At 59.6% G+C, this 18,572-nt stretch carries 20 protein-coding genes and 1 pseudogene; 12 read left to right on the top strand and 9 right to left on the bottom strand.

The annotated features are described in order from the left end of the window. Positions 1–693: 693 nt before the first annotated feature. The 3 genes from GQX66_RS07525 to GQX66_RS07515 all read left to right on the top strand — a co-directional run bounded on the left by GQX66_RS07525 (position 694) and on the right by GQX66_RS07515 (position 3,152). Complete coding sequence (locus GQX66_RS07525) at positions 694–1,053, top strand: DUF6124 family protein (RefSeq protein WP_011335854.1); 360 nt, start codon at positions 694–696, stop codon at positions 1,051–1,053. A gap of 134 nt (positions 1,054–1,187) precedes the next feature. After that, entirely contained in the window at positions 1,188–1,415 is a 228-nt protein-coding gene (locus GQX66_RS07520) for a hypothetical protein (protein ID WP_085649354.1), read from the top strand. Between the two features lie 147 nt (positions 1,416–1,562). Next, a complete protein-coding gene (locus GQX66_RS07515) occupies positions 1,563–3,152 on the top strand; it encodes a PAS domain-containing methyl-accepting chemotaxis protein (RefSeq protein ID WP_240867848.1) in 1,590 nt (529 codons plus the stop codon). Here GQX66_RS07515 and GQX66_RS07510 read toward each other — a convergent pair. The 5 genes from GQX66_RS07510 to norR form a co-directional block, all read right to left on the bottom strand. After that, entirely contained in the window at positions 3,149–3,898 is a 750-nt protein-coding gene (locus GQX66_RS07510; RefSeq protein ID WP_085745342.1) for a YkgJ family cysteine cluster protein, read from the bottom strand. The two genes, GQX66_RS07515 and GQX66_RS07510, sit on opposite strands and share 4 nt — an antisense overlap. A gap of 87 nt (positions 3,899–3,985) precedes the next feature. After that, entirely contained in the window at positions 3,986–4,303 is a 318-nt protein-coding gene (locus GQX66_RS07505; protein ID WP_007956738.1) for a hypothetical protein, read from the bottom strand. Positions 4,304–4,365: 62 nt separating this feature from the next. Next, a complete protein-coding gene (locus GQX66_RS07500; RefSeq protein ID WP_240867973.1) occupies positions 4,366–4,824 on the bottom strand; it encodes a GNAT family N-acetyltransferase in 459 nt (152 codons plus the stop codon). Positions 4,825–4,851: 27 nt separating this feature from the next. Next, positions 4,852–5,754 carry a chemotaxis protein gene (locus GQX66_RS07495; protein WP_011335848.1) on the bottom strand — a complete coding sequence of 301 codons (903 nt, stop codon included), beginning with the start codon at positions 5,752–5,754 and terminating at the stop codon, positions 4,852–4,854. A gap of 307 nt (positions 5,755–6,061) precedes the next feature. Beyond that, the gene (norR, locus tag GQX66_RS07490) at positions 6,062–7,618 is read right to left on the bottom strand and encodes a nitric oxide reductase transcriptional regulator NorR (protein WP_102716899.1); all 1,557 of its coding nucleotides are present in this window, start codon (positions 7,616–7,618) and stop codon (positions 6,062–6,064) included. 163 nt (positions 7,619–7,781) lie between these two features. Here norR and hmpA point away from each other — a divergent pair, with 163 nt between their 5' ends. From hmpA to GQX66_RS07475, 3 genes are all read left to right on the top strand, one after another. Beyond that, positions 7,782–8,963: an NO-inducible flavohemoprotein gene (gene hmpA / locus GQX66_RS07485; RefSeq protein ID WP_129973665.1), complete on the top strand. Its 1,182-nt coding sequence runs from the start codon at positions 7,782–7,784 to the stop codon at positions 8,961–8,963. 178 nt (positions 8,964–9,141) lie between these two features. After that, on the top strand, positions 9,142–9,702 hold the full coding sequence (locus GQX66_RS07480) for an ester cyclase (RefSeq protein ID WP_240867845.1): 561 nt from the start codon (positions 9,142–9,144) through the stop codon (positions 9,700–9,702). 25 nt (positions 9,703–9,727) lie between these two features. Next, on the top strand, positions 9,728–10,237 hold the full coding sequence (locus GQX66_RS07475; RefSeq protein ID WP_007956723.1) for a disulfide bond formation protein B: 510 nt from the start codon (positions 9,728–9,730) through the stop codon (positions 10,235–10,237). Between the two features lie 531 nt (positions 10,238–10,768). Here the strand turns inward: GQX66_RS07475 and GQX66_RS28560 are convergent. Beyond that, a pseudogene (locus tag GQX66_RS28560) lies at positions 10,769–11,034 on the bottom strand (hypothetical protein). Between the two features lie 27 nt (positions 11,035–11,061). Between GQX66_RS28560 and cyoA the strand changes: the two are divergent. The 6 genes from cyoA to GQX66_RS07445 all read left to right on the top strand — a co-directional run bounded on the left by cyoA (position 11,062) and on the right by GQX66_RS07445 (position 16,622). Beyond that, on the top strand, positions 11,062–12,003 hold the full coding sequence (gene cyoA / locus GQX66_RS07470; protein WP_011335843.1) for a ubiquinol oxidase subunit II: 942 nt from the start codon (positions 11,062–11,064) through the stop codon (positions 12,001–12,003). Between the two features lie 3 nt (positions 12,004–12,006). Continuing rightward, on the top strand, positions 12,007–14,037 hold the full coding sequence (gene cyoB, locus GQX66_RS07465) for a cytochrome o ubiquinol oxidase subunit I (protein ID WP_007956721.1): 2,031 nt from the start codon (positions 12,007–12,009) through the stop codon (positions 14,035–14,037). A gap of 3 nt (positions 14,038–14,040) precedes the next feature. Then, positions 14,041–14,667, top strand: coding sequence for a cytochrome o ubiquinol oxidase subunit III (locus tag GQX66_RS07460; protein WP_007956720.1), 627 nt, complete (start codon positions 14,041–14,043; stop codon positions 14,665–14,667). Further along, positions 14,667–15,002 carry a cytochrome o ubiquinol oxidase subunit IV gene (cyoD, locus tag GQX66_RS07455; protein ID WP_007956718.1) on the top strand — a complete coding sequence of 112 codons (336 nt, stop codon included), beginning with the start codon at positions 14,667–14,669 and terminating at the stop codon, positions 15,000–15,002. The genes GQX66_RS07460 and cyoD overlap by 1 nt, the downstream gene beginning before the upstream one ends. A gap of 10 nt (positions 15,003–15,012) precedes the next feature. Further along, positions 15,013–15,900, top strand: a complete 888-nt coding sequence (cyoE, locus tag GQX66_RS07450) for a heme o synthase (RefSeq protein ID WP_007956716.1) — start codon at positions 15,013–15,015, stop codon at positions 15,898–15,900. Positions 15,901–16,130: 230 nt separating this feature from the next. Continuing rightward, positions 16,131–16,622, top strand: coding sequence for a RidA family protein (locus tag GQX66_RS07445; protein WP_011335841.1), 492 nt, complete (start codon positions 16,131–16,133; stop codon positions 16,620–16,622). A 69-nt stretch (positions 16,623–16,691) separates the two neighbouring features. On the opposite strand, the gene GQX66_RS07440 is transcribed toward GQX66_RS07445, so the two are convergent. The 3 genes from GQX66_RS07440 to GQX66_RS07430 form a co-directional block, all read right to left on the bottom strand. After that, positions 16,692–17,396, bottom strand: a complete 705-nt coding sequence (locus tag GQX66_RS07440) for a hypothetical protein (RefSeq protein ID WP_102688213.1) — start codon at positions 17,394–17,396, stop codon at positions 16,692–16,694. Positions 17,397–17,569: 173 nt separating this feature from the next. Continuing rightward, on the bottom strand, positions 17,570–18,094 hold the full coding sequence (locus tag GQX66_RS07435) for a hypothetical protein (protein ID WP_240867842.1): 525 nt from the start codon (positions 18,092–18,094) through the stop codon (positions 17,570–17,572). A 64-nt stretch (positions 18,095–18,158) separates the two neighbouring features. Beyond that, positions 18,159–18,563, bottom strand: coding sequence for a GNAT family N-acetyltransferase (locus GQX66_RS07430; RefSeq protein ID WP_102688211.1), 405 nt, complete (start codon positions 18,561–18,563; stop codon positions 18,159–18,161). Positions 18,564–18,572 lie beyond the last annotated feature (9 nt).

Below are 18,572 nucleotides of genomic sequence, written 5' to 3'. Positions count from 1 at the left end.
GTAACCAAAGGTCTGGGCCCCTGCGTTCGGCGCCTCGCTGTGGCTCGGCGTTCCTTCGTTCCGGGATTCATCCGGGGGCATCGCCTACGGTTTGCTTCGCTGCACCTCCTCTCGATGCATGCGGCTGCGCCGCACGGTCGCTGCGCTCCCACCCCCGTATAAATCCCTCCACTCAGCCTTCCGATGGGGCCGGCACGTCAAGAGCGGTACTCGAGCTAACGCTCATCGTTTTGAGTGGTGAAGAGCGTAGTGCGGTGCTGCTCAAAACTGGAGTTCAGCTCGGTGATTCAGGTCGGTGTATTCCGTATAAACAACACCGTCAGTTCCCTCTCCCTCCGGGAGAGGGCTAGGGTGAGGGGAGCTTTTGAGGTTGTTTAAATCTCAACAACTACACCGGATCCTTCCCACAAGGTTTTCAGGTTGTCCGTCGGAAGTGCGCTCTCTAGTCTTTGGCTGTCGCTGCCAATTCAGCGAACAGGTGTGGAAACCTGATTTCAAGTAGTTGCAAAGCATCTCCCCGTAATCGTTGCCGATGTCTTCTTTCGTCTGCAAACTGCGTCGCGGCGGCTGTGCGCAGGCAGACTTCGGTCTGGCCGGTTGCCTACTTATCGGTTTTCCACCCTGCGTACAGCTGCCACCTCTTGTCGTGTGGAAACGACAAGGGATGGCTCCATAGCCAAGTAGGAGTTTTTCATGGACAAACTGATACCCGACCCACCCCTCGAATCACCCACCCCACTCGAAGAGGCCATGCGCGCCGAAGACCTCGCCCGTAACCGCGAAGCCATCAAACGCGCCCTCGACTACTACCTCTGCCCCAACCCCACCAAACCGCGCCCGAGCACGATGTATATGGTCACTCCCAACGTCGACACCGAAAGCCTGCTGGCCAATGCCTGCGAGTCCCTGGCGTCGGCCAGTACCATCGCCAGCAATTTCGCCAATGAGCTTTCGGGCCCGCAGCGCAGTACGGCACTGGGAATCCAGCAGATCATCATGCTGGCGGAGCTGGCGGTGAACCGGGCGCTGGATCGGGTTGATCCGCAAACGTGATCCGCTAGTCGAAGAGTCCCGAAAAGGCACAGGTCGTACCCTTTTTGGGACTCTTTAAACTCCGCTCACGCAGGTATACTGCGCGCTTTCGCGGCTCGTCCACCGGGCCGGTCTTTTTGCTTCGCGGAGCTTTCATGACTTCCCCAATCGACAACGCTGTGAGCGATGTCCCGGCAGAGCTGGCTGAGGCCGGCGATACCAAGCCGACCATTCCTGCGTTCAAGTTCCCGTTCAAGCCAGGTGAGCTGGCGGCTGCCAAAGCGGCGAAGCAGCCGCAGTTCAAGGGCAAAGACGGTGATCGTCACGCCAAGATTCCGGGTGTGGCGCCTTCGGGTACTCGCCGTTCGATGGGCAAGCGCTGATTCCATCCCGCCTCGGCCGTCGCTGTGATTTTCGGTCACAGTGATGGCTAATTGCTCAGTTCCTGAGCCAGATCAACGTTTAACCAGTGAGTGCGCTTAGAGTCAGCAGCCCTGCCGACTCTTTCCAATAAAACGAGCGCGCTTTCCATGAAGATCAATCTCCCGGTGACCGGGCGCAATGTCGATGTTGCGCCGGATGCGAACATTCTCTCGACCACCGATCTGACCAGCGCGATCACCTACGCCAACGACGATTTCATCAGGATCAGCGGTTACAGCCGCGACGAGCTGCTGGGTGCGCCGCACAATTTGCTGCGTCATCCGGACATGCCGGCGCAGGCGTTTGCCCATATGTGGCAGACGCTCAAGCGCGGGCGGTCGTGGATGGGGCTGGTGAAGAATCGTTGCAAGAACGGTGATCACTACTGGGTCAGTGCCTATGTCACGCCGGTCACGCAGAACGGTGCGGCGGTGGAGTATCAGTCGGTGCGCACGCGGCCGGATACGCGGCAGATTGCGGTGGCGGAGCGGGCGTATGCGCAGTTGCGCGAGGGGCGGGTGGCGCGGTGGCAGTGGCTGCCGGTGTTGAGTTTGCGGGCGCGGATCATGGCGTTGACCAGTTCGGTGCTGGTGGTGGTGCTGGGGATTGAAGCCTGGCTGCGGCCGGAGTCCATGGGTATCGAAGCCGCTGCGCTGGTGGCCGGCAGTGGTGCGTGTGCGTTGGGCGTGGGTTGGTTGTTGCGGCCGCTGGAGCGTTTGACCGAGCGTGCGCGGCTGATTGCTGACAACCCGTTGAGTCAGGGCATTTATACCGGGCGGCGGGATCAGTTCGGGCAGATCGAGTTTGCGTTGCAGATGCTCGAAGCCCAGGTCGGTGCGGTGGTGGGGCGGATCGGTGATGCTTCGCAGCGATTGGCCGGGCATGCGGCGCAACTGGTGGATCATCTGCATAGCAGTCACACCAGCACGTTGGCGCAGCAGGCGGAAACCGATCAGGTGGCGGCGGCGATTCATCAGATGGCGGCCAGTGTGGCCGAGGTCGCCAGCCATGCGCAGCAGGCGTCGGTAGCGGCGGATATGGCGGGGACGGAAACCCGTGAAGGTCATCTGTTGGTGGGCGAGAGTCGCAGTGCGGTGTTGCGGCTGGCCGAGGAGTTGGGGCGGGCGACCGAGGTGATTCATCAGCTCGAAGGTCATAGCAGCGAGATTTCCGGGGTGCTGGAGGTGATTCGCAGCATCGCCGAACAAACCAATCTGCTGGCGCTCAACGCGGCGATCGAAGCGGCACGGGCCGGGGATGCGGGGCGCGGGTTTGCGGTGGTGGCCGATGAGGTGCGGGGTCTGGCTCAGCGCACTCAGCAGTCGACCAACGAGATTCAACGGATGATCAGCACCCTGCAAAACGGCGCGCGGGATGCGGTGCTGGTGATGCAGCAGAGCAGCGAGCATGTGGATAACAGCGTCGAACAGGCGCAGCGTGCGGCCCGGGCACTGGACGGGATCAGCGGGCGGGTCGAGCAGATCACCGAGATGAGTCTGCAGATTGCGGCAGCGGTCGAAGAACAGAGCGCTGTGAGTGAGGACATTAACCGCAACATCGTCAGTATTCGCACGGCCTGTGAATTGACGGTGGATGAGGGGCGCCAGAGCCAGCTCAACTCACAGGATGTGGCGGGGCTGGCGGGGGATTTGCGCTCGCTGGCGCGGGAGTTCTGGGGGCGGCGGCAGGGCGCTTAGGCCGCGCGCAGTGAAATGAACGCGTAGGTCTGTGGCGGCTCGGACACCACTTGTGCCCCGGCCGCCCGTACTTGCCCGGCGATGTCGTCGCCGGAGACATGGAACAGCCATTCACTGGAAACTTCGCTCAATGGCTGCGCCGTGACCTGATCAATCACCGAGGCAAACGCGCCCATGTCCGGCAAGTAAGCGGTAAAGCCGTCGCCCTTGAGCGCGGTGGTGCGGATGCCGAGCAAGCCGCAGATCGCATCCTTGATCCGGATGTCGTCGCGATCCGCCTGACGGGAGCGCTGGATCAGCGTCACCAGTTCCTGATCCACCAGTTCTCCGCCGACGATAAGATCCGGCCCTTGCTCCCACGACTCCGGTGGGCAGTCCTTGGCCGCAGGATTCAACGGAATGTGCGGATTGATTTCGGCGGGATAGATGCGGCACACCAGCGGCCGGCGCTCGTAAATGCGGCACAGTTTATTTTCGTCAAGATTCCGGCAGGGGCCGACGTTGTAGGCGGCGAAAGTGATTGCCACATGGGCGTCGGACATTCCGCTGCGCACCACCGCCGAACGCCGTTGCGCATGTTCGCGCTGCTGTTCCGGCAGGCCCAGGCCGTTGGCAAGAAACGCCTCCACCAGCACGATCACCTGACCGCCGTCGGCCGCCCACATGCGAGCTTCGGCCAAGGTCAGGGGCACGTGGTGATCGGTGCAGCATTTGCCGCAGCCTACGCAGGAAAAGGTCGTATTCATTGAGCGGGCAATCTTCAATCAGGGTGTGAATCGGCGACGTAAAGCCGCCGTACAGGCCCGGAGTGAAGCAAGTTGTGCGCCATGCGCTCAGGGTTTGGCGGTCGGGCGGATCGAGTCCCATTCGGTGACGAACGCGGTTTTCGACTTTTTGTTGTACAGGCACAGCTCCGTGCCTTGCTGGCCCTTCATGTGTTTTTGCGGGTACTGGCCTTGCAGCAACAGCGCCGTGTAGCCGACACGGTCATCGAATTGCGCGGCGTTGCCGACCGGTTTGGCGTTTTTCAGGCCGCTGGCCTTGGTGCAGCTGGCGAGCACGGTTTTGTCGTAGGCCGCCCAGGCATCGGGGCTGGAGGCGTGGGCCAACGGGGCAATGAGGCAAAGCACGGAGAGGGCGAGGCGTTTCATGGTTCGGGCATCCTTGGAGGTTTGATCGCCAAGGTTGGAACATGCCGCAGGATTTTAGTTTGTCAGTCCGGCACCATTTCCCGGCGAACCACATACATTCCAGACATTTCGTACAGGCGCTGCGCTCGCCGGTTGTCTTCCAGCACCTTCAGGTCGACAAATCCTTCGCGTCGATCCTGAAGCGCCTTGAATGCATGAAGCAGCAAAGCCCGACCCAATCCACGTCCTTGGGCGCGAGGATGCACCACCAGGTTCTTGATGTAGGAACTGGTCCAGCATTGCGCCACGCCGATGACGCCGTCGGCATCGCTGGCGATGAAACACAGTGCCGGATCGTATTCCGGATCGTTCTCGAACTGCTTTTGCCACACGTCCAGCGCCGGCACCCGGCCACCGCCTTCGCGGTAGCCGATCTGCATCAGTTCATGCACGGCGGATGCGTGTTCGGCGCTGTAGGTCGTGAGTTCGATGCCGTTCGGCCATTCGATGGCGGGCACGTCCTGGCTCAGGTCGCGCCGCATCAGGAAGCAGAACGTCTCGCACAAGACTCAGTGACCCTGAGCAGCGACATGCTTGGCCGCTTCGATCAGGCAGTGGGTCAGCTCCGGTGAGGAGAACTTGGTCAGCACGCCGTTGGCGCCGGCGAGGCGGGCCTTTTCGCTGTTCATCGCGCTGTCCAGCGAGGTGTGCAGCAACACGTAGAGGTGGGCGAAGTCCGGGGTTTCGCGCAGGGTACGAGTGAAGGCGTAGCCGTCCATCTCGGACATTTCGATGTCGGAGACGATCAGGTTGATCTGCTGCGCCGTGCCTTGCAGGTCCAGCAGGCAATCGATGGCTTCCTTGGCACTGCGCGCGGTGTGGCATTGCAGGCCGAGATTGCGCAGGGTGTGTACCGATTGCTGCAGCGCCACCTGACTGTCGTCGACCACCAGAATCCGCGCGTTGCCCAGCACTTCGGCGTCTTCCATGCTCAGCTCGGTCGGGGCCATTTCGATCTGCGCCGGGGCGATGCCGTGGATGACTTTTTCGATGTCCAGCACCTGCACCAGCGTGCCGTCCACCGAAGTCACGCCGGTGATGTAGGCGCGTGAACCGCCGGAGCCGAACGGCGGCGGTTTGATGTCGGTGGTCAGGCAATGCACGATCTTGCTCACTGCCTGCACGTGCAGGCCCTGTTTCGAACGGCTGACGTCGGTGACGATCAGGCAGCCGCCGTTCGGGTCTTCCAGCGGCCGCTCGCCGATGGCGCGGCTCAGGTCGATTACCGACAGCGAAGCACCGCGCAAAGTGGCGATGCCTTTGACGTGCGGGTGCGACTCCGGCAGCTTGGTCAGCGGCGGGCAGGGGATGATTTCACTGACCTTCAGCAGGTTGATCGCCATCAGCTTGCCGCTGCGCAAGGTAAACAGCAGAAGCGAAAGTGAATCTGCGCGGGCTTTGTTGGAAGACATAAAAACCTTCTGTGGAAAAAGGTGATGGGCGAGAGTGGAAATCGCCAGAAACTATTGATGCCGGGTTATCGGCGTCAAAAGGTTGGGCTTTAGGTTAGTTGTCGGGTGGCTTTGAGATCCAGAGCCCCTCACCCCAGCCCTCTCCCGGAGGGAGAGGGGGCCGACCGAGGTGTCTGGCGTTGTACATCGACCTGAATGACCGAGTCGATCTGGATTCAGTAAAGATCGTTCACGTCGGCGGATTTCTGCAATATCCCCCAATCAGTCCCCTCTCCCTCAGGGAGAGGGCTAGGGTGAGGGTGTGCTTTTAGCCTTTCATCCCCAACCGCTTGGCCATCCGCGCCAGATTCGCCCGGTCCAGCCCCAGTTCACGGGCGGCACTGGCCCAGTTGTCCTGATTGCGCTCAAGCGCCGCGCTGATCAACTGCCGCTGATACTGCTCGGTGGCGGTGCGCAGGTCACCGCTGATCAATGGCAGGGCGGCAGTCGCTTCGGAAGGCACCGACGAGTTATCCACAACCTCGCGCGGCAGATCGAGGTCCATCGCGCTCAGGCTGAGAATCTTCGGTCGCACCTTGCAGTTGCCCAGCGCCTTCAGCGCGCTGCGTCCGATCAAGTGCTCCAGTTCCCGCACGTTGCCCGGCCAGGTGTAAGCCAGCAGCGCCTCCTGGGCGTCGCTGTTCAGGCGCAGGCTGTTGAGGCCCATGCGCGAGCGGTTCTGTTCCAGGAAATAACCGCTGAGCAACAACACATCGCGGCCCCGGTCACGCAGCGCCGGCACCCGCAACGGGTAGACGCTGAGGCGATGGTAGAAGTCGGCGCGGTAGCGGCCGCTGCGCACTTCTTCAGCCAGGTCGCGGTTGGTCGCGGCGATCAGGCGCACATCGACCTGGTGTTCCTTGTCCGAACCCAGACGTTGTAACTGGCCGCTCTGCAAAACCCGCAACAGCTTGGCCTGGACGGTCAGCGACAACTCGCCGACTTCATCCAGAAACAGTGTGCCGCCGTTGGCCAGTTCGAACTTGCCGCGCCGGTCGCTGGTGGCGCCGGTGAAGGCGCCGCGCACGTGGCCGAACAGTTCGCTTTCCACCAACGTGTCCGGCAGCGCCGCGCAGTTGAGGCTGATGATCGGTTTGTCGGCGCGCTTGGAGGCTGCGTGAATGGCCTGGGCCACCAGTTCCTTGCCGACCCCGGTTTCCCCAGTGATCAGCACGGTCAGGTCGCTGCCGCCGACCAGATTGATTTCTTCCACCAGCCGTTTGTGGGCCTTGCTCTGGCCGATCATTTCACGGTTTTGCTGACCGCTGGCCTGACGATAAACCTCGGCGCGCTGGTGTTCGTCTTCAGCGCGAATTGCCAGACGCTCGATGCGTTCAGCGGCATTCACAGTGGCCGATGCGAGACTGGCGAAGGCTTGCAGGGCGTCGAGCTCGATCGGTTCGAAACGCTCGGGATCGAGGGCGTCGAGAGTAATCAGGCCCCAAAGCTTTTCATCGACGAACAACGGACAGCCGAGGCAGTCGTGAACTTCAAGATGATCGTCGAGGCCGTCGACCAGTCCGTCGTAAGGATCGGGCAAGTCGCTGTCGGCGGCGAAACGCGTTGGCCCTTCGCCGGCCAGCAGCACTTCGAAGCGCGGGTGTTCGCTGACCTTGAAGCGTCGACCAAGAGTGTCGGTGCTCAAGCCATCCACCGCCAGCGGCACCAGCCATTCACCGTCAAGGCGCAACAGTGCGGCGGCATCGCAGGGCAGCAGGGCGCGCATGGCTTCGAGCAGGCGTCGATAGCGCTCGCCTTCGGGCAGTTCGCGGGACAGGTCGGAGACCAGTGGGAGCAGGGCGGTGAGCAATGATTTGGCGGACATAAGCTTGTAGTCAAAGAGACACGTTGTAGTCGAAGCGACTATAGAGGCACTTGTGTCGATCTGACTACATAATTTTCAAGCTATTGATTTGTATAGAAAAAATAGTTGGCACGAATACTGGAATGGATAAGGCACTTTTAGAGAAAGCTCAGGAGTCACCCTTATGCTTAGCGTCCAGGATCGTGCCATCGTCAAATCCACTGTGCCTCTGCTGGAAAGCGGCGGCGAAGCGCTGATCACCCATTTCTACCGCATGATGCTCTCCGAGTACCCGGAAGTCCGCCCGCTGTTCAACCAGGCCCACCAGGCCAGCGGTGACCAGCCCCGCGCCCTGGCCAACGGCGTGTTGATGTACGCCCGCCACATCGATCAACTCGACCAGTTGGGCGATCTGGTGGCAAAGATCATCAACAAGCACGTGGCCCTGCAGATCCTGCCGGAACACTACCCGATCGTCGGCACCTGCCTGTTGCGCGCCATCTCCGAAGTACTCGGCGAAGAAATCGCCACGCCGGAAGTGATGAACGCCTGGGGCGCAGCCTACGGTCAGTTGGCCGAGATCCTGATCGGCGCCGAAACCGCCATTTATGACCAGAAAGAGCAAGCCGTCGGCGGCTGGCGCGGGGCGCGGGAGTTCATCGTCGCGGCCAAGGTCGAGGAGAGCGCGGAAATCATTTCGTTCTACTTCGAGCCGGCGGACAAGGGCCCGATTCTCGCAGCCGAGCCAGGCCAGTACATCGGCATGAAGCTGATCCTCGACGGCGAAGAAATCCGCCGCAATTACTCGCTGTCGGCACTGGCCAACAAAGGTCAGTACCGCATCAGCGTCAAACGCGAACCGGGCGGCCGTGCCTCCAATTACCTGCACGATCAACTGCATGTCGGCGCCAGCATCCAGCTGTTCCCGCCATCGGGGGAGTTCACCCTGACGGCCAGCGACAAACCGTTGGTGCTGATCAGCGGCGGCGTCGGCATCACTCCGACTTTGGCGATGCTGGAAGCTGCGCTGGAAACCGAGCGTCCGGTGTACTTCATCCACAGTGCGCGCAACGGCAGCGTGCACGCGTTCCGTGACTGGATCGACGGGCTGGCCGCGCGTCATCCGCAGCTCAAGCGCTTCTATTGCTACGCCGAAGATGATGGTGTGAGCCCGGCGGCGGACAAGGTCGGGTTGTTGAGCGAGGAGCAACTGGGCGAGTGGCTGCCGGCGGAGCGTGATGTGGACGCCTACTTCCTCGGGCCGAAAGGCTTCATGGGGGCGATCAAGCGTCACCTGAAGGCGCTGGGTGTGCCTGAGAAGCAGAGCCGGTATGAGTTCTTCGGGCCGGCTGCTGCTCTGGAATAATTCGGAACCGAGTTGCCTTCATCGTCGGATCGCCGCCCGGGGCAAGCCCGCGATGGGGGCATCGCTAACTTGATTCTTAAATTCTGTTTAAAGGTTAATCGTTTCTTAACCGGTTTATCGTTTATTCCCCGATGCTGATGATAGGCGCTCGTTCGTTTACATGATCAGGATCGCCCCCATGTCGCACTTCGCCTCTTCCCGTCGTTTCAGCCTGGCCACTTTGGGCCTGTCGGTTGCCTTGTTGTCCAGTCCGTTCGCGTTCGCCGAATCCACCTTGATCGAACCCCAGACCCTGATCGTCGATCAGAGCCTGCCCAAGGCCCAGCGTGATGCGATGGAACTGGCGGCGCGGCGTTACGGCAGTTTCTGGAACACGGGTGAAGAGGCGTTGGCCACCGCCGCCCTGTCGCCGCAGTTCGTCGACAAGACCCCGCCGGAAGGCCGGGTGCAGGGGCCGACCGGGCCGCTGCTGGCGTCAAAGTTCTTTCGCACGGCGGTGCCGGACTTGAGTTGCGAGATCGAGCAAATGATCGTCGCCGGGGATCGCGTGGTGGTGCATCTGCACTTTCGCGGGCATTTCACCGGCACGTTCAAGGCTCTCAAAGGGCAGGGCCAGCGTGTAGACTTCCGGGCAACCGATATCTATCAGATCGACAACGGTCGCATCGCGGCCAATTGGCATATCGAAGACAACATCAGCCTGATGGCGCAACTGCAAGCGCAGCCGCCGGCCAGCTGAACCATGGACATGAAAGGGAAACGCGATGAGCGAGGAAACGATTCGATTGGGACGTGAGCGGCGCTATCTGGTGTTGCTGGGCATCATCTGCCTGGCGCTGATCGGCGGCGCGCTGTACATGCAGATCGTGCTGGGCGAGGCGCCGTGCCCGCTGTGCATCCTGCAGCGTTATGCGTTGCTGCTGATCGCGCTGTTCGCGTTCATCGGCGCGGCCATGCGCACCCGACGCAGCATCACGGTGTTCGAGGTGCTGGTGGTGATTTGTGCCATCGCCGGCGCCGGTGTCGCCGGGCATCACGTGTACACCCAGTTCTATCCGGCGGTGAGCTGCGGCATCGATGTGTTGCAACCGATCGTCGATGACCTGCCGCTGGCAAAGATCTTCCCGCTGGGCTTCCAGGTCGACGGTTTCTGCTCGACGCCGTACCCGCCGATCCTCGGCCTGTCGCTGGCGCAATGGGCACTCGTGGCCTTCGTGCTGGTGGTGATCCTGGTGCCGCTGCTGACCTCGCGTAACCGAAAAGCGTTGCGCTGAATCAACTTTTCGGCGCGTGCGCCGATAAACCAAACGCCTCGATTTGCGGTGACGCAGATCGAGGCGTTTTGCATTTCAGGGTCTGTGTGAAAACACCGTGACGAACGGCAAGGAAGGGTGCGACAGGTGTGCGACATGTTGTCACACAGGCCGTGTCGCAGCTCGTTTCACAGGCCCGGATTGGAGTGCTGTTACAAAAAAGGATTGGTCTGTTTCAGCGTTTTTCGGTTTTTGCACGCGTGTGCCGGATCAGGCAGTTTTAACAGACTCCGGCAGATGGCCAAAAGCCTTGGCATATCGGGCTTTGCGCGGATCGCGCCGTGGGAAAAACCCCTCGGAGCTGTCTGAACTGAGGCCGATAGACCTACATTTTTTGGTATTTTTGTTGAGAATCGATTTCGATAACATGCGGAACTTTTGCAAAAACGGTGATGGATTGTTGCTCGGAGCGATAAAAATTATTTCGGGATAAGACATGGTGTATAGGGCGCTACCTATCTACAATCGCCCGCACTGAATTCCCGGCACTGTTCAGCCTTTATTAAGGAGGCGAGCAGGAAGTCGGGTGTCGAGCAGCCGAGAGGCTTGCGAGACACCCAGGTGTCGGTGCCTTCCAACTTTCCGCACCAAATGGAATTGGTCTGTAACAAGGCCTTTGACCACGAATTCGAATAAGAACTGACCGCTGTCCCAGGTTTTGTCGAGCGTCTGACGCGCGACGGGCGGCCCTTATTCAATCCAAAGAAAATGCCAACCCTTGGCAGGGTGAAGTGTTGGCGATCAAAACCCAACTGCATTGCGCAAGCTGCTTTAGAGGTCGTGAGATGAGTAAAAACAGGTACCCCAGATTACTAGGCCTAGTGCCGCTGCTCGGCACGTTGTTGCTGGGAGGCTGCAACATGACCTTGCTCAATCCAACGGGCCAGGTCGGCCTGGAACAGCGCAACCTGATCATCACCGCCACGCTGCTGATGCTGTTGGTCGTTGTGCCGGTCATCGTCATGACCTTCCTGTTCGCCTGGAAGTACCGCGCCTCGAACAAGAACGCCGTCTACACCCCGAAATGGTCGCACTCGACCAAGATCGAAGTGGCAGTCTGGACCATCCCGGTCCTGATCATCATTGCCCTGGGTTACATCACCTACAAGTCGACCCACTCGCTGGATCCGTATCGTCCGATCGAATCCGACGTCAAGCCTGTGACCATCGAAGTGGTCGCGCTGGACTGGAAGTGGCTGTTCATCTATCCGGAACAAGGCATCGCCACGGTCAACAAGATCGTGTTCCCGGCGCACACCCCGGTTAACTTCCGGATCACTTCGGACGCGGTGATGAACTCGTTCTTCATCCCGGGCCTGGGCGGCCAGATCTACGCGATGGCGGGCATGACCACCAAGCTGCACCTGATCGCTGACCGCAACGCTGAAATGGACGGTATCTCCGCCAACTACAGCGGCGCTGGTTTCACCGGTATGAAATTCAAAGCGATCGCAACTTCTCAGGAAGATTTCGACGCCTGGGTAAGTGAAGTCAAAAAGGCACCTAAACAGCTTGAAGCCGCTGAATACGCAGCCCTTGCCAAGCCAAGCCAGAACAATCCAGTCGAGCTCTACTCCTCGGTCACGCCGAACCTGTTCCAGACCATCGTCGACAAGTACGAAGGCATGAAACCGGGCAAGCCGCTGAAGCACGAGAAGAAAGAGAAAGAAGTGGCGGCAACGGATATGGACTCGAATTCGCATTCAGCTGCCGGGGCAGAGGAGTAAACGATGTTTGGTAAATTAAGTTGGGAAGCGATCCCTTTCCACGAGCCGATCGTGATGGTCACCATCTCGATGATCGCGCTCGGTGGTCTGGCGTTGTTCGCTGCAATCACCTACTTCAAGAAGTGGACTTACCTGTGGACCGAGTGGCTGACGTCGGTCGACCACAAGAAAATCGGCGTGATGTACATCATCGTCGCCATGGTCATGCTGCTGCGCGGTTTTGCCGACGCCATCATGATGCGTACCCAGCTGGCCATGGCCACCGAGGGTTCGCCTGGCTACCTGCCACCTGAACACTATGACCAGATCTTCACCGCTCACGGTGTGATCATGATCATCTTCATGGCAATGCCATTCTTCACCGGCCTGATGAACCTTGCAGTGCCGCTGCAGATCGGCGCGCGTGACGTTGCGTTCCCGTTCCTGAACTCCCTGAGCTTCTGGCTGCTGGTATCCGGCGTCGTGCTGATCAACCTGTCCCTGGGCGTCGGCGAATTCGCCAAGACCGGCTGGGTTGCCTATCCACCGCTGTCGGGTCTGCAATACAGCCCTGGCGTGGGGATGGACTACTACATCTGGGCGCTACAGCTATCGGGTCTGGGTACAACGTTAACGGGGGTCAACTTCCTCGCGACCGTGCTGAAAATGCGTACCCCAGGCATGAAACTGATGGACATGCCGATCTTCACCTGGACCTGCACCTGGGCAAACGTTCTGATCGTGGCTTCGTTCCCGATCCTGACCGCTACCCTGGCACTGCTGACCCTTGACCGTTACATGGATTTCCACATTTTCACCAATGAACTTGGTGGCAATCCAATGATGTACGTCAACCTGTTCTGGGCATGGGGCCACCCTGAGGTTTACATCCTGATCCTGCCGGCGTTCGGCATTTTCTCGGAAGTCATCTCGGCCTTCACCGGCAAGAAACTGTTCGGCCACCACTCGATGATCTACGCCTCGGGCGCGATCTCGGTACTGGGCTTCATGGTTTGGCTGCACCACTTCTTCACCATGGGTTCGGGTGCCAGCGTCAACGCCTTCTTCGGTCTGGCGACGATGCTGATTTCCATCCCGACGGGTGTGAAACTGTTCAACTGGCTGTTCACCATCTACCAAGGCCGTCTGCGCTTCACCAGCCAGGTTCTGTGGACCCTGGGCTTCATGGTGACCTTCGCCATCGGCGGCATGACCGGCGTACTGCTGGCCATCCCGGGTGCTGACTTCGTTCTGCACAACAGCCTGTTCGTGATCGCTCACTTCCACAACGTGATCATCGGCGGCGCGGTATTCGGCTACATCGCAGGCTTCGGCTTCTACTTCCCGAAAGCGTTCGGCTTCAAGCTGCACGAAGGCTGGGGTAAAGCAGCGTTCTGGTTCTGGATCTCGGGCTTCTTCGTCGCGTTCATGCCGCTCTACGCTCTGGGCTTCATGGGCATGACCCGTCGTCTGAACGCCACCACCAACCCTGAGTGGGTACCGTACCTGTACGTTGCCATGTTCGGTGCGGTGATGATTGCTGTGGGTATCGCCTGCCAGCTGATCCAGCTGTACGTGTCGGTGCGTGACCGCAACAAGCCGGAAAACATGTGCGAACACGGTGACCCGTGGAATGCCCATACCCTGGAATGGTCGACCTCGTCGCCACCTCCGTTCTACAACTTCGCTGTACTGCCAAAAGCAGACTGCATCGATCCGTTCACCGAGGCCAAGGAAAACGGTACTGCGTACAAGGCTCCGGCCAAGTACGAACCGATCCACATGCCGAACAACACCGCCACTGGCGTGGTGATGGGCGCACTGCTGACCGTGTTCGGTTTCGCGATGATCTGGCACATCTGGTGGTTGGCGATCGCCAGCCTGGCCGGCACTGTCATCTACTTCGTGATTCACGCAGCACGTGACGATCAGGGCTACATGGTGCCGGTTGAAACAATCGAGCGCATCGAAGCCGAGCAGCACAAGCGTCTGGTAGCGGCCGGGAAGATCCCTGCTTCCGCAACCCGTGTTGAAACCAAGTTGGAACAGGCTTAAACAATGTCGAACTTAGTGACCAATGCTGGACACGCCCATGGTCATGACCATGGGCACGATGACCATCACCACGACTCGGGCGAGATGACCGTATACGGTTTCTGGCTCTACCTGATGACCGACTGCATTCTGTTTGCGTCGATCTTCGCGGTGTACGCGGTACTGGTAAACAACGTCGCCGGTGGCCCGTCGGGCCACGACATCTTCGAACTGCCATACGTGCTGGGCGAAACCGCTCTGCTGTTGTTCAGTTCGATCACCTACGGCTTCGCCATGCTGGCGTTGTACAAAGGTAAGAAGCAGCAGGTTCTGGGCTGGTTGTTCATGACCTTCCTGCTCGGCGCAGGCTTCATCGCCATGGAGATCAACGAGTTCCACCTGCTGATCTCCGAGGGCTTCGGTCCTAGCCGTTCGGGCTTCCTGTCGGCGTTCTTCACGCTGGTCGGTACCCACGGTCTGCACGTGTCTGCCGGTCTGATCTGGATGGGCATCATGATGTACCAGGTCAACAAGCACGGCCTGACGGCGACCAACAAGACCCGTCTGAGCTGCCTGAGCCTGTTCTGGCACTTCCTGGACGTGGTGTGGATCTGCGTATTCACCGTTGTTTACCTGATGGGGACCCTGTAATGGCTAATGCACACTCCCATGACAGCCATGATGCTGGCCACGGCAGCGTAAAGTCGTACGCCATTGGCTTCATCCTGTCGGTAATCCTGACCGTCATCCCGTTCGGCCTGGTGATGTTCCCGACCCTGCCGAAGTCGACGACGCTGGCAATCGTCCTGCTGTTCGCCGTGATCCAGGTGATCGTTCACCTGTATTACTTCCTGCACCTGGACCGTTCCATCGCTCAACGTAACAACGTGATTGCGTTCGTCTTTACGGCCATCGTGATCGTCCTGCTGGTCGGTCTGTCGCTGTGGATCATGTTCAGCATCCACACCTACATGATGGCGAAGTGAGGTAAACCCGATGTCGCTCAAGCACTTTATCCAAATCACCAAACCGGGGATCATTTTCGGTAACGTGCTTTCTGTGGCAGGCGGGTTCTTCCTGGCCTCGAAAGGGCATGTCGATCTGGCCGTGTTTCTGGCAGCCATGATCGGCACTTCCCTGGTTGTGGCCTCCGGTTGCGTGTTCAACAACTGCATCGACCGCGACATCGACCTGAAGATGGAACGCACCAAGAACCGGGTGCTGGTCCAGGGCTTGATCTCCCTGAAACTGGCCCTGGTCTATGCGACCGTCCTGGGTGTCGCCGGCGTTGCGTTGCTGTACAAGGTGGCCAACCCGTTGGCTGCCCTGTTCGCCGTGATCGGCTTCATCATCTACGTCGGCTTCTACAGCCTGTACCTCAAGCGCAAGTCGGTTCACGGCACGCTGGTGGGCAGTCTGTCGGGCGCCATGCCGCCGGTGATCGGTTACGTGGCCGTGACCAACAGCTTCGACATGGCCGCGCTGACCCTGCTGGTGATGTTCAGCCTGTGGCAGATGCCGCATTCCTACGCCATCGCGATCTTCCGCTTCAACGATTACCTGGCCGCATCGATTCCGGTGCTGCCAGTGAAGCGCGGGATCCAGGTGGCCAAGAAGCACATCCTGATCTACATCCTGGCCTTCCTCGTGGCGACCTTGATGCTGACCTTCAGCGGTTACGCCGGCATGAGCTACCTCGCCGTCGCCGCGGCCATGGGCATGTACTGGCTGTACATGGCCTGGACCGGCTACAAGGCGGTGGATGACACGGTCTGGGCACGCAAGCTGTTCGTGTTCTCGATCTTCACCATCACCGCGTTGAGCGTCATGATGTCCCTGGACTTCAAGGTGCCGACCGAGCTGCTGCTGACGTACGCGCCGTAAGGTTCGAACGTTGTACGAGAAACCCCGTTCATCGAGAGATGAGCGGGGTTTTTTGTTGCTCGGTTGATGGAGAAACGACGTCCTTTGTCGCGAACAGACTCTCTCCCAAAAGGGTGGCGTAATCAGCCATTCCCCCGAAACGACTAGCTAGAAATCGACAGGTTGCGGTCGGTAGGCAAAAGTCCTAGATTCGGATCCAACTACATGCATCGATCTAGAGGCTGGGCGAAATGACTGAGAGGATGACCTGCGACGAGCGATTCATTGCCCTGGCAAAAGAGCTGAACTACGACATCAATGGCGAGAACACGGTGGGTGGCAATTACGCGCCGTTGATCCGTCATCGCGATGAGATCTACATCAGCGGCATGGTGCCGCGCACCGAGGGCAAGATTCAGTATCCGGGGCGGGTGGGGCAGGAGTTGACGCTCAAGGATGCGCAGGCCGCAGCGAGTATCAGCGCGATGCGCTGTCTGGCCTTTATCGTCGATGCAGTCGGTTCGCTGGACAAGGTCCGGTCGTTGTTGCGGGTCACGGTGTACGTGAAGTCCACGCCGGATTTCGTCGACCTCAGCGAAGTCGCCAACGGCGCGTCGGATGTGTTCAGTTATGTGTTGGGCGATGTCGGGCGACACACCCGTACCACCGTCGGCGTCTATCAGTTGCCGAAAAACGCAGCCATCGAAGTCGACATGATTGCCGCCGTGCACCCATCGGCATAACCGCCAATCTGCGGACAACAAAAAGCCCCGCCTGAATGTCAGAGCGGGGCTTTTTCGTCAGCGCCGGTGTTACTGGGCGGCGATGCTGTAACCGTCGAACGCGGTCTGCTGTTGCAGGGCGGTGATGATGTTCTTGCGGTTGATTGCGTGCTCGGTGCCGGCGTTGTCGACGAAGGTTTCGCCTTCGATTTCTGCATCGTCGCCTTCACCGACGAAGGTGAAGCCGAGGAATTCCAGTGCCTCGCGATCCACGCTCAGGCGCGAGCGCGGTGTGCGCATTGGCAGGGTCACGCTGATGCCGTCCTTGCTGATGCTGAACACTTCAACGTCTTTCTTGGCGCGTGCGGCCTTGCTCTTGCCGCCGCTCGGGTTGCTGATCGCCTGGTGGGTCTGGTTCAGAACCTTGAGGGCCAGGCCATAGACGATTTCCTGGAACGCCGGATCGTCCTTGAAGCTGGACAGGATGCGGCTGATCGGGAATTTGCTGCTCAGATCTTCGAGGGCGGCGATGTCGGCGGCTTCGGCGTCCTTCAGGCGCTTGAGTTCGCCCATCAGCTCATAGGCCTGGTCGTCATCGAAGCGGTCGTGGGCCTGACGGATCGCGGCGCGCAGTTCGCGGATCTGATCGCTTTCGCGGCTCGACTGGAACGCGTCCAGCACCATCTCGCTGATGATCTTCGCCTGTGGGATGTGTTGTGAAAGATTGATGGAGTTTTCGTATTCCGCTTTGGACGACAGAGTGACTACGGATTCAGCGGTGTTGAAATCGGACATTGAAATTTCACTACTTTTTTAACTTGAGATGAGACGAGAAAGCGCTGGGGGCTTTTTCAGGCCGACTAATTTAGGGGAGCGCGGCAGCGTTGTCACGGAGCAAGGGGCCGGTGGTGCCGATTATTTATCCGGATGATTTGTGTTGAGCGACCTGGCACCGCGAGCGCTGTGCCTTATTCATTGGCGACGACATTCCTCGGCAACCGCCCGGACGCCAGAGCACGCAGTGTCCAGTAGAGCTTCAACGAGCGGGTGCTGATCAGGCCGCACAAGAACCCCGAAATAATCGACTTGAGCAACAGCAGGTCCGGGGACGCGAAACGCTCCGGATGCACGTCATGCTGATAATTGAAGTAGTAGTTCGCAGAAAAGAACATCAGGTACATGATCAGGATTTTTGCCGTGCCCGGCATGATCAGGCCTGTCGCGGAGTCGTCGAGCACCACGCCCCGGCGGGAGAACACCAGCCAAGCCGACAGGCTGCCCAGCAACAGCGCGGCGAACCAGGTGCTGAAAAACACGCCCGGGTTGATCGTCAGGTTCAGTGAGTACAGCGACCATGCCAAAAACGCCGGGGGCGTTATCAGCATCGAGACACGACTCTCGCGTCGGGGAGAAAACGACTTGATGCCGAAATAAACCACCAGCAGAAAAATCAGGTAAACCCGTAGCGGAGTGTTTTGCAGAATCGTGAGCATTGCGCAGCATCCATGCTGGAAAAGGAGGAGGGTGGAGCATAGCCGGGGTCACAGTAACCGTCGGCTATTTCAGCCGCAAACGCTCCATCGCGATCACCGACGTTTCAAATCCCAGGCTGGCGAAAAACGCTTCGGCGCCTTCGCGCCCGGCACGCAGGACCCAGGTAATGTCGGTGTTGTCGCCCATTACATGTTCGACCAGCGCCCGCCCGATGCCCGCGCGCCGATGTTGCCCGTCGACCACGACCATCGACAGGTAACCGTTGGACAAGCCATCGGTGATGCCACGGGCGAAACCGACAATTTGCTGGCCGCTCAATGCCACAGCGCTGCGCTGAGAGTTCTGAACAAGCTGTGCGAAATGTTCGGCGGTGCCGGTGCGATGGCCCCAGCCGTGCGCCTCCAGAAACTGCCTTGCTGCCTCCACTTCCGTGGGCAGAAGGTCGCGTATTGAAATGTCTTTGTTCATTCGTTGATT

Source organism: Pseudomonas sp. B707, assembly GCF_022496685.1.
Lineage (GTDB): Bacteria > Pseudomonadota > Gammaproteobacteria > Pseudomonadales > Pseudomonadaceae > Aquipseudomonas > Aquipseudomonas paraglycinae.
Note: the sequence above shows the minus strand (reverse complement) of the source record. Positions and strands in the feature narration are given on the sequence as shown.